Source organism: Methylomonas sp. LW13, from assembly GCF_016865255.1.
Taxonomy (GTDB): domain Bacteria; phylum Pseudomonadota; class Gammaproteobacteria; order Methylococcales; family Methylomonadaceae; genus Methylomonas.
The window spans coordinates 1,221,105-1,234,669 of sequence record NZ_CP033381.1; the positions used below are offsets into that span (position 1 = coordinate 1,221,105).

The 13,565-nt window shown below is 52.7% G+C and carries 7 protein-coding genes; all 7 read right to left on the reverse strand.

Annotated features, from left to right (window positions below):
- Nucleotides 1-188 precede the first annotated feature (188 nt).
- The 7 genes from JL719_RS05445 to JL719_RS05475 all read right to left on the reverse strand — a co-directional run bounded on the left by JL719_RS05445 (nucleotide 189) and on the right by JL719_RS05475 (nucleotide 13,011).
- Entirely contained in the window at nucleotides 189-2,144 is a 1,956-nt protein-coding gene (locus tag JL719_RS05445; protein ID WP_033157038.1) for an alpha-amylase family glycosyl hydrolase, read from the reverse strand.
- 166 nt (nucleotides 2,145-2,310) lie between these two features.
- Entirely contained in the window at nucleotides 2,311-3,165 is an 855-nt protein-coding gene (locus tag JL719_RS05450; RefSeq protein WP_033157037.1) for an HAD-IIB family hydrolase, read from the reverse strand.
- A gap of 15 nt (nucleotides 3,166-3,180) precedes the next feature.
- Nucleotides 3,181-5,319: an HAD family hydrolase gene (locus JL719_RS05455; protein ID WP_033157036.1), complete on the reverse strand. Its 2,139-nt coding sequence runs from the start codon at nucleotides 5,317-5,319 to the stop codon at nucleotides 3,181-3,183.
- A gap of 193 nt (nucleotides 5,320-5,512) precedes the next feature.
- Nucleotides 5,513-6,595, reverse strand: coding sequence for a cation:proton antiporter (locus JL719_RS05460; RefSeq protein WP_225893023.1), 1,083 nt, complete (start codon nucleotides 6,593-6,595; stop codon nucleotides 5,513-5,515).
- A 14-nt stretch (nucleotides 6,596-6,609) separates the two neighbouring features.
- Nucleotides 6,610-8,025 carry an OpgC family protein gene (locus JL719_RS05465; RefSeq protein WP_225893025.1) on the reverse strand — a complete coding sequence of 472 codons (1,416 nt, stop codon included), beginning with the start codon at nucleotides 8,023-8,025 and terminating at the stop codon, nucleotides 6,610-6,612.
- A gap of 241 nt (nucleotides 8,026-8,266) precedes the next feature.
- Nucleotides 8,267-9,265, reverse strand: coding sequence for an HD-GYP domain-containing protein (locus tag JL719_RS05470; RefSeq protein WP_033157231.1), 999 nt, complete (start codon nucleotides 9,263-9,265; stop codon nucleotides 8,267-8,269).
- Between the two features lie 8 nt (nucleotides 9,266-9,273).
- Nucleotides 9,274-13,011 carry a response regulator gene (locus tag JL719_RS05475; protein WP_051670050.1) on the reverse strand — a complete coding sequence of 1,246 codons (3,738 nt, stop codon included), beginning with the start codon at nucleotides 13,009-13,011 and terminating at the stop codon, nucleotides 9,274-9,276.
- Between the last annotated feature and the right edge of the window lie 554 nt (nucleotides 13,012-13,565).

Below are 13,565 nucleotides of genomic sequence, written 5' to 3' on the forward strand. Positions count from 1 at the left end.
ATCATCACTAAAGCTTGGTGGGCTCCGTCCCTTGGATCTTAGCATCGAACAAGCGACCGTTTATTCTCGAGCTAACGGTAAAAGCGTGGGCAACATAATCCGCATTATTAGCAATGCCGCTACAGATTTTACAGGCTATTCAGCCAATATACGCGATCATGGTCAGTCAATGTCGGGTGATCTAATGATTATATTTCCGTCAACCAATAGAACTGATAACCCTGCAACACCATCCGCCTATCATATTGCGCCGGCTTGCCGCCGCTGTACAAATCGACGAATTGCCCAAAAGGATCGATGCCCCGACTCCTGAGCAGATATAAATCAAGATATTGCGGGTTGGCGTCGAAATTGGCGACGACCAAAACGCGTTCCGATGGCCGGTCGTGATTGAAACGAATGAAGCACAGCAAATGCGGGTTATCGACCTCGACCAGTTCCCGGTTGTTGAAGTCGGCGAACGCCGAGGTTTCCTTGCGGATTGCTATCATCTTTTTCATGGCATTAAACAAGCTATATTCAGTGGTGCCCAGTTTTTTTCGCAATTCCGCTCGGTCCCAGTTGATTTTTGGGCGATGTATCCAACGGTTGTCGTCGCTTTTGCCGGGGTCGTCGCGGTAGCCATAATCGTTAACGACGCCGAGCGCATCGCCGTTGTAAAGTAAGGGAATACCGCCAAAAGACAATATCAGGCTATGCAATAACAGAATCTTTTTGATCGCGGTATCGATCAAGCCCTGGTCATTCATTTCCTGACCCGCCTCCAGTCCCGCCAGGGACGCCAGCGAGCCACTGATACGGGCATCTCCGGTGGTTTCGTTACGCATGAACACCATCCCTCTGGCTGGCGACGCCTCGAACTGGCCGCTGAAATAATTGACTAGAAACTGCCGGTGCGCATAGGGATCGTATCCTGCGGCCCGGATGTCGTTGTCGTCAAAGCCAAAGCCTATATCATCGTGGCAGCGCACATAATTCAGCCAAGTGGCTCGTTCCAGTTTCGCCGGCAGGTTTTTGACGCCTTGATAAAGCAATTTGGTATTTTGCGTGGCGATGGCATCCCACAGCAAGGCCATCAAGGTAGCGTTGTAGGCGATCTCGCATTCCTTGGCGATGATCGCGTCCTCGCCGAAATATTTGATGACTTCGAGCGGCGTGACGATGGCTTCGGCGATGAATAGCACGCCCGGCGCGGTGACCTGACAGCAATCCTTCATCAGTTGCAGAATCAGATGGGCATTGCGTTCGTTCTGGCAGGAAGAACCGATTTTCTTCCACAGGAAGGCGACGGCATCCAGCCGCAGGATGTCCACTCCCTGATTCGCCCAGAACAGGATGATATCCAGCATTTCGATGAAGACTTCTGGATTGCTGTAATTTAAATCCCACTGATAATGCTGGAACACCGTCATCACCCATTTCTGCATCTTCTCATTCCAGGTGAAGTTGCCAGGGGCTGATTCCGGGAAAATTTGCGGCATGGTCTGCTCGAACATATCGGGAATTTCCCGATTGTCGAAAACAAAATAGTAATCCTGATAACGCTTATCGCCCTCGACCGCCTTGGCAGCCCAGTCGTGTTCGTCGGAGGTATGATTCATGACGATGTCCAACACCAGCAGGATATCGCGTTTCCTGAATTCCTCAGCCACCCGTCGCAGATCATTCAAATCGCCCAACCTGTCGTCGATTTGCCGAAAATCGCTGACTGCATAGCCGCCGTCACTCTTACCGGTTGGACACATCAGAATCGGCATGATATGCACCAAATTGATGCCAAGTTCCTGAAAGTACGAGATCTTGGTGGCCAGATCAGCCAGATTGTCCGCGAAACCATTGGTATACAGGGCCATGCCCACCCATTTCTGCGACAGAAACCAGTTGTGATCCTGTTCGCGTTCGATGTCGACCCGTTCCAACTCGGCGGATCGATCGATATAGCCCTTGGCCATGGTTTCCACCAGTCGCAGCATTTGTGCCTTGAAATCCTCGCGGTGACCATATAAGTTGAAAAACAGCGAATAAATCGCATAAAAATTAGCACCCAGCCGGGTGTAGAAGTGCCGAAGATCCTGGCGCCGAATCTCCGGCTTCAGATCATCCAGAATGGCGTTCAAGAGCGAGTGGGAAACTTGTTCGTACATGACCGTAACCTGTTCGAGTTAATGTGGCAACATGGCGTAACGAATGCGAAACTGGGATGGGCATTGGCGCCCATTGCGAGCTTAGTAGCCCCGCAGCAATTGTTGCATCATGCCGTTGTCTGCAAGACGCTTGAACTGTAAGGTGCAGAAAACGGCCATACTGCGATCAATCTTCATGGGTCTCCATCATCCAGTACCGGGTTTTCGGAAGATAATGGGCGATGCCTTCGAGTATACCCGCACTGTAATTGCCATTCATGCCCAAAAAGCCGCCTCGCGCCAGATAAAAAGCCACCTGGTTGCTGTTTTGCTCAACCAAGATTTGCGCCTGTTCGACCACGGCACGGTCAGCATTGGCGACCAGCACCGACGGTATCCGGCTGACAATCACCGGCAGATCGTTGCCGCTGTCGCCGGCAAATACCGTATCGCCAATATCGAAGCCCTGATGCCGCATCAAAAATTCCACGGCGTGCAGCTTGGTGGCGCGGGCCGGCAGCACATCCAGCAAACCGGTCGCCGAGGCTTCGTCCACGCTGTAAATCAGGCTGGCCGCCAGGTTTTGAGCCTCCAGCCGACTAGCCATTTCCTGGCGCAAAGCCTCAGTATCACACTGCATCGACAGATAATAACTAAGTTTGAAACGGTTTTGTTTGGCCTGTTCCTGCACGCGCAAATCCGGCAAATCGTCAAACAAGGGCCGCAAGTCCTTGGCCATCAGACCACGCCAGTCGCTGTTGATATTGTCTTCCCAGGCGGTCCAATGCTGCCATTCTGTGGAGCCCGCTCTGTAGATCGTGGTGCCGACGTCGCCGATGACCCAATCCGGTAACGGCAAATCGTATGCGAGCATGGCTTCCTCGACCAGTTCGCGGTGCCTGCCGCTGACATAGGCCAACGTCACCTCGGGGCGCGCAACCAAGCGCCGGAAAATGTCGCGCGCACCTGGCGATTCCGGCTGGCTGCCGTTGGGCAACAGGGTACGATCCAAGTCGGTGCAAATCAGGATACGCGTCTGCATGACACTGGCGCTTTGTCAGAGATTGAAGAAATCATAATGTTCGATGGCCTCCAGTATGCCCCAGGCATTTGACCGCTCGGCGAAATAGACTTGTTCTATGTCGGACAAATTCGCCAATTCCTCGCGATGGCGGTTGGCGACCACCACGCCCAGCGTATTGCCTGCCACCATGTCGCAATCGCCGCCGGAGCCGCCCGTCGCCAGGATGCGCTCTAGTGGAATATTCCATTGCCGGGCAACATATCGCAATGCCTGTCCTTTCGAGGCTCGCGCCGGTACGATGTCCAGAAACTGCCCAAATGACAGGGTGGGATTCACCGACAATTCCTTTTGACGCAACAAGGTCAGAATCTCGTCCATCGGCGGCGCACGCTCACTATCGTAATAATAGGAAATCTTGAAGCGGCTTTGTTCTCGCTTGGGTTGCGGTGTCAAACCGGGCAGACCACTGAGAACACGGCACAGCACCTGTGGCGTCCACAGATGATCGATATGATAGCTCCAGGCTATATCGGCAATCAGTTGTGACGTGAAATAGATTTCGGTACCCAAGCTGGTGATCAAAATATCCGGCTTGGGAATCCGCTTTTGCTTCAAAATCGCCAAAACTGCATCCAGCCGGCGTCCGGTGGCGATACCGAACAGACACTTTCGTCGCTTCTCCCTGATCAAGTTGACGAATTGTGCCAATCCCTCGTCATCCCCCAACAGCGTGTTGTCCATCGCCGTAAAAATCGCCTGCCGCCGCAGCCGGCCCACTTTTCCCACCGGCGGCGTTTTCGGCAGACGTTCGAAATGTTGCAACAGCGGCTGCAGTTTTTGTAGATAGGCTTGAGTATGCGCCTCCCAGGAATAATAGCGGGCTACATTCCGTAGTCCGTTGGCGGACAGTGTCCGCCAGCGCTCGGGATTGTCTAGTATGCTCAGCAAGGCCTCGGCAATCGCGGTTTTGTCCAGCGGGTCCACTAACAACCCGTTATGGCAGTTGCCGATGATGTCGACCGGGCCACCGTTTTCGGTGGCCACCAGCGGCAGGCCGCTGGCGGCCGCTTCCAGCAGTGTCAGTCCAAACGGTTCGGTCAGGGCTGGATTGATGAAAATCCCCTTGGCTGCCGCCGCCAGACGATAAATCTCCGCGACCTCGTCCGCGCTGTGGTGCTTGGGTAGCGCAACCCGGCCGTACAGATCATAACAATCGATCACCAGCAACAATTCGGTCAACACGCCTTGCGCTCCGTCGTTCATTTCCCGGATGTCGTCACGGTTGCCGGCGACGATCACCAGGTTAGCCATCGCCTGTAAACGCGGCGATTCGCCGTAGGCTTCCAATAAGGTGACAATATTTTTGCGTTCGTCGGGTCTGGACAAGGCCAAAATCATCGGCTTATCCGTTTCGTACAAGAATTTATTGAGTGATACGGCAAACGCCGAATCCGCGGTTTTGGCGCTGGGCGGGTGAAATTGCTGGAGGTCCGTGCCGGGCGGAATGACCGCCATCTTCTCCGGGGTGTAGTAATCGTAAAGTTCGTATTGGTCTTCGATTTCGTTGCGGGTACTGGTGATGATCAACTCGGCATTGCTCAGCGTATCTTCTTCCGCATTAATGCGCCGGGAAATGTGATAACGCTGCTCGATTTCCTCCATTGCCAGGCCCAGTGCCAACAACCTACGGCACTTGTCCCGCCCCAAGGAATGGCCGGTATGAATCAACGGCAAACCTGTCAAATGCGCCAGTCGCACGCCAACATAGCCGGCGTCGGCATAATGGCTGTGCAACACATCCGGCCAGCGCGACTGACTATGCAGCCAACTCAAAAGATTATCCGCGAAGCTGTCCAGATGATCCCAAAGCTCTTCCTTGCGGATATAGCCTTCCGGACCGGCATCGATACGCACGATCTGCGCGTTTTCCGCCAATGCTTCGACGGCTTCGGCGTAATTGTCGCTGACGTCGCTGTCGACGATGCGCCGGGTAATCAAGTCCACCCGCTCGACCTGTGGCTGTTTTGCCAAGGCTTTGGCTAATTCCACGACATATTTGGTCTGCCCACCGGTATCGGCGTCGCGGCCCAATTCCAAATCATGCCCACGTATCAGGCCGTGGATGCTGATCAAGACGATATGCAGGCGTCCGGTATCTCCGTGTTCTAGCATGGTTCGCTCCGTGGACGACGTTGGTTTGCTCCGTCGACCTGGGTTAATACCGCTAAGAAATAGAGCAATCGACTTATTTCACGTAGCGGTAAAAACCTTTTAATAACATGGGCGCAAACAGGGCGGTCATGGCTATGACAATAATCAGCGCCGCGTAAACTTCGTTGACCATAATACCTGATGTGCGGCCGAGCTAGGCAAAAATCAGGCCGACTTCGCCGCGTGGAACCATGGCAATACCGATAGCCAGGCGCTCAGTCCAAGGTCCGCGCAGCACTAAGGCACCCAGCATTTTACCGAGTATAGCCACAGCCAACAGGCTGGCGGAAAACCACCAAATGAACGGCGAGGCCCAATCGATTTCACGCAGATTCAACGAAAGCCCGACCATCACGAAAAATATCGGCACGAATAATTGGATGATAGGCCGCATCTGAGCTTCGATACGCCCGGTAAAATCCGGATCTTCATGCAACGCCATAGCAAACGGCAGAAAAAAGCGCCGTGAAAGCGCTAGTCCCGCGGCAAACCCGCCCAACAATTCCGGGGCGCCCATTTCGTGGGCTAACCAGGCGAAAAACAGCACAAGAGAGACAATCAGCGTGGGGATGAGTCCGTCGGTCTGGCTGATTTTGGCAAATTGCCGGATCAGCAAGGAAATAGCTTTAGCAAACAACGGCGCCAAAACAAAGAACATGGCGATAAAGCCGATGACTTGCAGGGCATTGGCTGTGTTGATTTGTCCGACCTGCGAAAAATCGTACAGTACGGCCAGCAGCACGACGCCGAGTATGTCGTCAATCACTGCCGCGCCCAATACCACCTGTGCTTCCCGGCTGTGCTGACGTTTTAAATCGGTAAGCACGCGGACAGTAATACCGATACTGGTGGCGGTCAGGGTGCCGCCGATAAATAGCGATTCCAGCAAGTTACGATCAAACAGCCAATGGCTGAGACTGAAACCGAACACGAATGGCCACAGAAAGCCGCTGACCGCGACGAACAAAGCCTGCCAACCGCTTTTTGCTAGTTGGCGTATGTCGGTATCCAGCCCGACTTCAAACAACAGCAAAATGATGCCGATTTCCGCCAATAATTTGATGACCTGACTAGGTTCCATCCAACCCAGAAAACTGGGGCCAAGAAGAACACCGGCCAACAGTTCGCCTACGACTGGTGGGCTTTTAAGCCGCGCGAACGATTCGCCAAACAGCCGAGCGGTCAGCAGAATAACCATTAACTGCAAGAAAAACTGATGAACGGCTTGGGCTTCCATGAGCTTAAAATCGTTTAAAGCTGTTGCCGGCTGTCGATCACTTTATCGGCTTCGGTTTCTGGTGACAGCGTTTCCACTGGTTGTAAAGCCTCCTTATCAGGCTCCCGTAACTGCACGGCAAGGTCTGGTGTGGCCACAATGCCGGACGGTTGTGAGTGGGTCAACATCGCTGGCAGCGCCGCTATACCGATCAAGCAGGGCAGTGCTAAAGCTTGGTTAACCCAGCGATACCGGGGCATAAATGGCTCGAAATAGTAGCTGTTATCGCTTTGGGCCAATCTTTCCGGCTGAGAAACTTTCCAGGGCTTGGTATCCAGCCAGGACATCGTTTGGCCGGCCAGCAACATCAGTCCTAAGCCGCTGAGATTGACCAAGGCCGCAGCGGACCATTCGTCGCGCCCAAGGTGGTCCAGCCAGATGCCCCCCGCATACGAGAGCACCATGGAACACAGGTAAATCGGTAAAGATTGTTGACCCATAATGACAACGGCGCGCGGCACCGGACTGTGTAGCCACTGTGATCGCCAATGGCACAAGCGATACATCAGATAAGCCAGCGCGAGTAAATGCAACCAACGCAACACCCCCAAATGACTTTTGTCCAGCCAGGGCGTCAAGTTAGCGCGAAGCTCGCCCCAGAATTTAATCCGGGTATACGTGGCCTCATGCTCCAAAGGAATTGAAACCAGGACTAGCCCGAGGCAAACCGCTAACAGCCAGCCGTGTTTTACACTGACCTTGGCCCAGCCGGCGCCGAAGGCGTAACCGGTAAAAAACATCAGTTGCCAGTTATAGGGATTGAAATACCATTTTCGTCCACTCACTGGGTCGGCACTCAGTTCCCATCCGTAGTAATAACTGGCCCAATAGAGGGTGACCGAACACGCGAAAGCCATACCGACATGCAAACGGGATACTAGCCAGAATATAGGCAGCCAAACGATCACTAGTAGATACAGCGGTAGGATGTCGAAATAATTGGGTACATATGCCAAGGTGAACAAGTCATACAGCGCTTGTTGGGTGGCGTCGAAAAAATAGGCAATGTTCAGGCGTTGAATATCATCCATTTCCGGCACCCAGCGATTACCAACTACGCAAACCAAAGCCAGCAGCACAAAAGAAGCCAGATGTGCGCTGTAAATTTGCACGCATCGGTGCAGGACGCGAACCAGTCCCAGCCAGAGTCCGGCGCGTTCAAAGCAGCGGCCGTAGGCCCGCGCGGAGGCAAAGCCGGATGAAAACACGAACACTTCTGCTGCGTCGCTGAGGCCAAATCGAGAAGGGGTATACCAAAACCAGGGGTTATCGGGCATGTGATTGATAAAAATCACTATTAGCGCCAAACCTCTAAAAAAATCCAACGGCAAATTTCTATTTTGCGGTGACGGGTCCGGCAATGCCATATAGGTCCTTTTATCCAATAACATCGGTTGTGTGAATGACGCATTTCAGCTAAATCTTCCTGATTATAAGAATATTTCAAGTATGCCGTCATTCCAGAGAATGCTGGATTCCCAAACCGGGAAGTCAATCCAGACTATTGGGATGTGCCTGTCACTGGATTTTTTGAGGCTTTCGGATCTGGACAACCCTTGGCGAGGTGATAATTTTGTCATTTCAATGACAATACCCGCTTGGTCAGTTCGCAGATCGATAAATGCGCAGTTATCACACCCTGGACGTGGCTTCGCATTCGGCCCATTTGGTTTGAATCGCTAAGATCTCGGGTAGAACGGCAATAAAGACCTCGATCATCGCTGGTTGAAAATGGCTGTCGCTTTCCGCTTGAATGGTGGCTATTGCTTGCTCGTTAGGCCAAGCTTCTTTGTATGGACGTTTCATCGTCAGCGCGTCGAACACATCGACTAAGGCTGCGATACGCGCCGATTCGGGAATTAACTCGCCAGCCAGTCCATCTGGATAACCACTGCCATCCCAATGCTCATGATGGTGTAAGGCAATCTCCGCTGCCATCTTAAAGACCGGTGCATCGCTTTTGCTAAGGATGTCGTAGCCGATTCTGGGGTGGGTTTTCATGATGATCCATTCACTAGCATCCAATGCGCCGGATTTCTTCAGAATCGCATCCGGGATGCCTATTTTGCCGGTGTCGTGCATCGGGGCCGCCAATTCGATGAGCCGGCATTGTTCTTCTCCCCAGCCTAGGGCACGTGCCAAGGCGCCCGCATAATCCGCCATGCGCCAGATATGCACCCCGGTATCGTTGTCATTGTAATGGCCGGCTTCACCGAGCATGTAGATGGCGTCGCGATGACTTTTTTCCAGATGGATCGCGCGTACCAAGGACAGGTGGGTTTGTACGCGCGCCCTTACTGTCGGTGATGAAACCGGTTTAACGATGTAGTCCACCGCGCCGGCCTCAAAACCAGTGACTTCATCATCGGCATCCGCCAAACTCGTGATAAAGATCACCGGAATGCTTTCGGTAAGCGGATCAGCTTTTAACTTCCGACACACCGTATAACCGTCCATATCCGGCAGTTGAATATCCAATAAAATCAGAGACGGTCGAAATTTACGTGTAGCCGCCAGCGCCTCATGGCCATTGCGAGCAAACACCAACTTATATTTGCCTGCTAAGATTTGCTCCAGCACTCGCAGATTCTGCGGCTCGTCGTCAATAATTAAGATAGGACCGTTAGGCATGGCAATGCTCACAGAGTAATAGAATGTTCAGCTGCAAGTGTCCTGACTTCAGCTTCCGCAGTTCGAAAATCGTAGTTCTCGATGGCTCGGTTTAACGGTTCAAGGCTAGTAGGTCCGACCGTCTTATCAAGTTCAAGCAACAGCGGCCTAAATTCCACCATGTCATCGTTTGCCAATATAGCTAGCATCTGCGCCAGGAGTGCTGTCAGTTGTTGCCGGTCTATCGTTTTTGCTTGGGTGTTGTCTACAACGTGTTTGTCGGGGGCATATTCAGCAATCGAATCCAGTGCTTTGTCTAAAGCAGACTTTAAAATTCGCAAGGGTCCAGTCATTTCCGCGCCCCTAACTAGCTGCTGTTCGACTTCTGCCGCTTGTTTGCCAAGTTCTAGTAGGGCCAGGGTGGTCGCAACACCCTTCAGCTTATGAAGAAACGCCCGTGCTTCAGCGGTGTCCGCGAATTTGATAGTGTGTATGCTGTCGGCGTAATCCCGGGCAAACTTACGTAAATATTGTTGGTAAGTACTTACATCCGGGAAAAGTTTTAGGCCGCGTTCGACGTCCAAACTCGGTAGCTCGAGATCTGAAGTATTGGGCTGTATGGCAAGATGGGGTTTATACATCGGCGCAATTTGACGAGTTCCGCCGGTCAACTTGATAATCAAGGCAATGGCGGCGTCCACATCAAACGGTTTGGCGATAAAGCTGGTCATGCCGGCGGCTTGCGCCAACTCTTGTTGTTCCATAAACGCGCCGGCGGTCAGCGCCACTATGGGGAGATCGGCTAAGGCCGGCATACGGCGGATGTGCTGGGTAGCTTCGTAGCCGTTCATAATCGGCATCTGCACATCCATCAGCACAATATCTATGGTGTTGTAATGCGTCTCCAGCCATTCAAGGGCCTGGCGACCGTGATGGGCCAATTCGACATGCGCGCCTTCACCTTCCAGAATACGTTGAGCCACCTCGCGATTGATGTCGCTGTCATCCACCACCAAGATGCGTAAGCCGGCAAGGCGCTGCTGGGCATGTTTAGGTCTAAGCGGCTCGCCGCCTTGGCGCACCCGTAATGCGCGTGCCACCGTGTTATACAGTGCCGAAGCGGTGACCGGCTTGGTCAGTAAGGCGTCTACGTGGCGCATGTCGCTGTGAGTCTGCAGGGCGTTACTAGCGTGAGCGGTGACCATAATGATAATTGGGTCGTGATGGTCCTTGAGTTCGTTGCGGATTTTATTGGCGACGGTGAAGCCGTCCATGCCCGGGGTTTTGTAGTCCAATAGCAGAACTTGATTGGGCTCTCGCCCCAGCAAGCGGCTTTGGATATGTTGAAGGGCGGCCGAGCCCGAACCGACCGCTGTTGAGTTCCAGCCCAGTCCGGCCACAATTTCCGCCAACACTTCGCGGGCAATCGGGTTGCCATGTGCGACCAATACCGGGAGATTCGCCATGTCCGGTGCGGCCAGCCAAGCGTCTCGGCCGCGTTCAAATTGCAAGTTAAACCAAAACTCGCTGCCGCTGCCCGGGATGCTGGTGACCTGCAATTCGCCGCCCATTGCCGCGATCAAACGACGGCAGATACTCAAGCCCAAGCCGGTGCCGCCAAATCGACGGCTCGTCGAACTGTCGGCTTGGGAAAAAGGCGAAAAAATGTCCTGCTGTATATCCGCCGGAATGCCGATACCGGTGTCGCGCACCGCAAATCTCAAGGTTATCTGCTGGTCGTCTTCGGCAACTACTGCGATAGCTAGTTCTACGTGGCCTTGCTCGGTGAATTTAATCGCATTGCTGGTCAGGTTAATCAACACCTGTTCCAACCGCAGTGCGTCACCGTAAAGTTGCTTGATTTTGCTGGGGGGCTGGGCGATGATCAGCTCCAGTTCTTTTTCGCCGGCGTTGGTGGACATAATGGTCGACAAATTATCCAGAACATCCCCCAGGCGAAACGGTGCGTGTTCGATTTCCAGCTTGTCCGATTCAATTTTGGAAAAGTCCAGAATATCGTTGATGATGCCCAACAGCGAACGTCCGGCCATGCGAATCTTGCTGACCAAATGGTTAGCATCGCCCGGCAATTCGCTTTTTTCCAGCAGATATGCCAAGCCCAGTATGGCGTTCATCGGGGTGCGAATCTCGTGGCTCATGTTGGCCAGGAATGCACTTTTGGCGCGGGTGGCGGCCTCGGCTGCGCCGCGAGCGGTTTCCAGCGATTGTTCGGCTAAGCGGTGCGGGGTGATGTCCGTGTAAGTCAGTAAGGTCCAGCCATTACTGATGGGTTGGCCGCAAATCTCCAGATAAATGCCATTGGCTTGCTGGCGTTCAAAACACACGGTTTCGCGCGCTGCCATCATATCGATGAAGCCGTTTAGGACGTCATCAAAAGTTCGATTCGGATAGTCGCCCCGGTCAAAATTGAAGCGAATGGCATCGGCAAAATACAGAGGTTCTTTTTTGCACAGATCGGAGGGATAACTTAAAAGTTTGCCAAACAAGCTGTTACGGAAAACGGCTTTATACGACTCGTCGTAGACCACCACACCGAAGGGCAGTACTTCTAATACTTCGTTGAGAAACTTGTTCAGGTCCTGGAGCTTTTGTTCGCGGGCTTTACGTTCGCGGTCATCCACCAAGGTGCTGGTCGAGTACTGGGCCTCGCCTTGAGCATTCCGGATCAAATCGCCGTTAACCAGAAATGGCCTGATACTGCCGTCCTTGCAAAAAAAATCGAACTCCAGATCACGCACGTGACCGGTACGCATAAACTCCGGAAAGTGACTTGCGAATAGTTTGCGGCTGTCGGGTGTCATGAACTCGGTAATTGGGTGGCCCAAATACTCATCGCTGGTATAGCCCAAAAGATCCAGCTCGGTTTGATTGACCCGTAAAATCGTTCCCTCGGGCGACAACGAGTGGTAACCGCAGGGCGCTTGGTTGTATAGATCGAAAAATTCTTTGGTCCTTGCTTCGACTTTATCTTCGAGTTCTTGCGTGAGTTGCTGTAGTACGTGTTCCGATTGTTTGCGGTCAGTGATGTCGATCACCACGCCGCGATAAAGCAGGAGTTCTCCGTGCTCGTCCAACAGCGGCTGGCCGCGCGACAGCAAATAGTGGGTGTGGCCGTCCAGCTTGGAATGCACTCGCCACTCTGACAGGACGTCGGCTTTTTGTTTGAGTGCTTGGTCCATTGCTTCGTGTGTTGTCGCTCTGTCTTCTTCGGCGATGGTGCTTAGCCAGTTGTCGTAGGAGGCCTGGCAACTATTTTTTTTAAGACCGTAGAGCCGCCATAAGCTCTCGCTCCAAAACACTTCGCCGCTGGGGACGTGCCATTCCCAGATGCCAGCGTCGGCGACACTGAGCGCTTGGTCCAGCCGCTGTGAATAGCTATTGACTTCAAAACTTGACAAACGTTTGACTGCTAGCAGAGAGCGATGCAGTTGCTCGAAGACAATGCTGAACAGTATGCCCATCGAGAAAAATATACACATCGAATAGATGCTGCGAGTTTCTGCAATGTAAAAGGTAAAGCTTGGCGGGATAAACAGAAAATCGGCTAATGCCACCGCTATCAGCGTAGCCAGCAAGCCGCCGACCAGACCACCCACTGCAGCGCTTAAAAATACAGAAGGGTACAGAAAAATCCAGATGGTCGGTTTTAGGATGTCCCACAGATGATATTGGAAGACTGCACCGCAAATCGGAATGACCATCGACAGCAGAATTCTGAGTGTGCGATGTTGGACGAACGGCGGCATGGGATAGCTCCTGATGCTAATGCAAAAGGGGCATCAGCGGTTTGGCTACGTTTATTGTTATTCCCATTTTAACCAGGCGATTCTAATAATTTCTACACGCAGGATATGGAAAGGGCGGGTGTCCTTTTGGTCGGTCGCAGCTTATGCAGCCGGACTAAATTTTAGTGCATCACTGGAATTTTTGCGCCGGCGCTTAAATACCATTTGTCCTGAGCCCGCCGAGCAAGGTTGCCTTAATTTACGGGGCAGGCCAATAGTGTCAACGGGAGGCTTGGTAGCCAGTCGTGCTAATAAAATTAGACAAGGTTGAATTGCAAGGTAAATTCCTTAGCTTGAGTCAGCTTGTCCGCCTGAGAGCTGATAATTAAGCAAAAAATAGGGGGAGGAATTATGGGTCCGTATTACAGAGGCACGTCGCAAAGCACCGGTGCATTTTTTGACATGTTTTATCAGCATCCTATCTTGATGTTGGTTTTAGTGGTAGCCACGATTGGCGCAGGTTTTTTACTGATGCGCGGAAAAAAGTCTGAATAAAACCGCTGCTTTTGGCAATT

Bases quoted from the DNA above. Each gene is read 5' to 3' on its own strand.
- JL719_RS05465 (WP_225893025.1), bottom strand. From the start codon at position 8,025: ATGTTATTGGATAAAAGGACCTATATGGCATTGCCGGACCCGTCACCG.
- JL719_RS05455 (WP_033157036.1), bottom strand. From the start codon at position 5,319: ATGCTAGAACACGGAGATACCGGACGCCTGCATATCGTCTTGATCAGC.
- JL719_RS05475 (WP_051670050.1), bottom strand. From the start codon at position 13,011: ATGCCGCCGTTCGTCCAACATCGCACACTCAGAATTCTGCTGTCGATG.
- JL719_RS05450 (WP_033157037.1), bottom strand. From the start codon at position 3,165: ATGCAGACGCGTATCCTGATTTGCACCGACTTGGATCGTACCCTGTTG.
- JL719_RS05470 (WP_033157231.1), bottom strand. From the start codon at position 9,265: ATGCCTAACGGTCCTATCTTAATTATTGACGACGAGCCGCAGAATCTG.
- JL719_RS05460 (WP_225893023.1), bottom strand. From the start codon at position 6,595: ATGGAAGCCCAAGCCGTTCATCAGTTTTTCTTGCAGTTAATGGTTATT.
- JL719_RS05445 (WP_033157038.1), bottom strand. From the start codon at position 2,144: ATGTACGAACAAGTTTCCCACTCGCTCTTGAACGCCATTCTGGATGAT.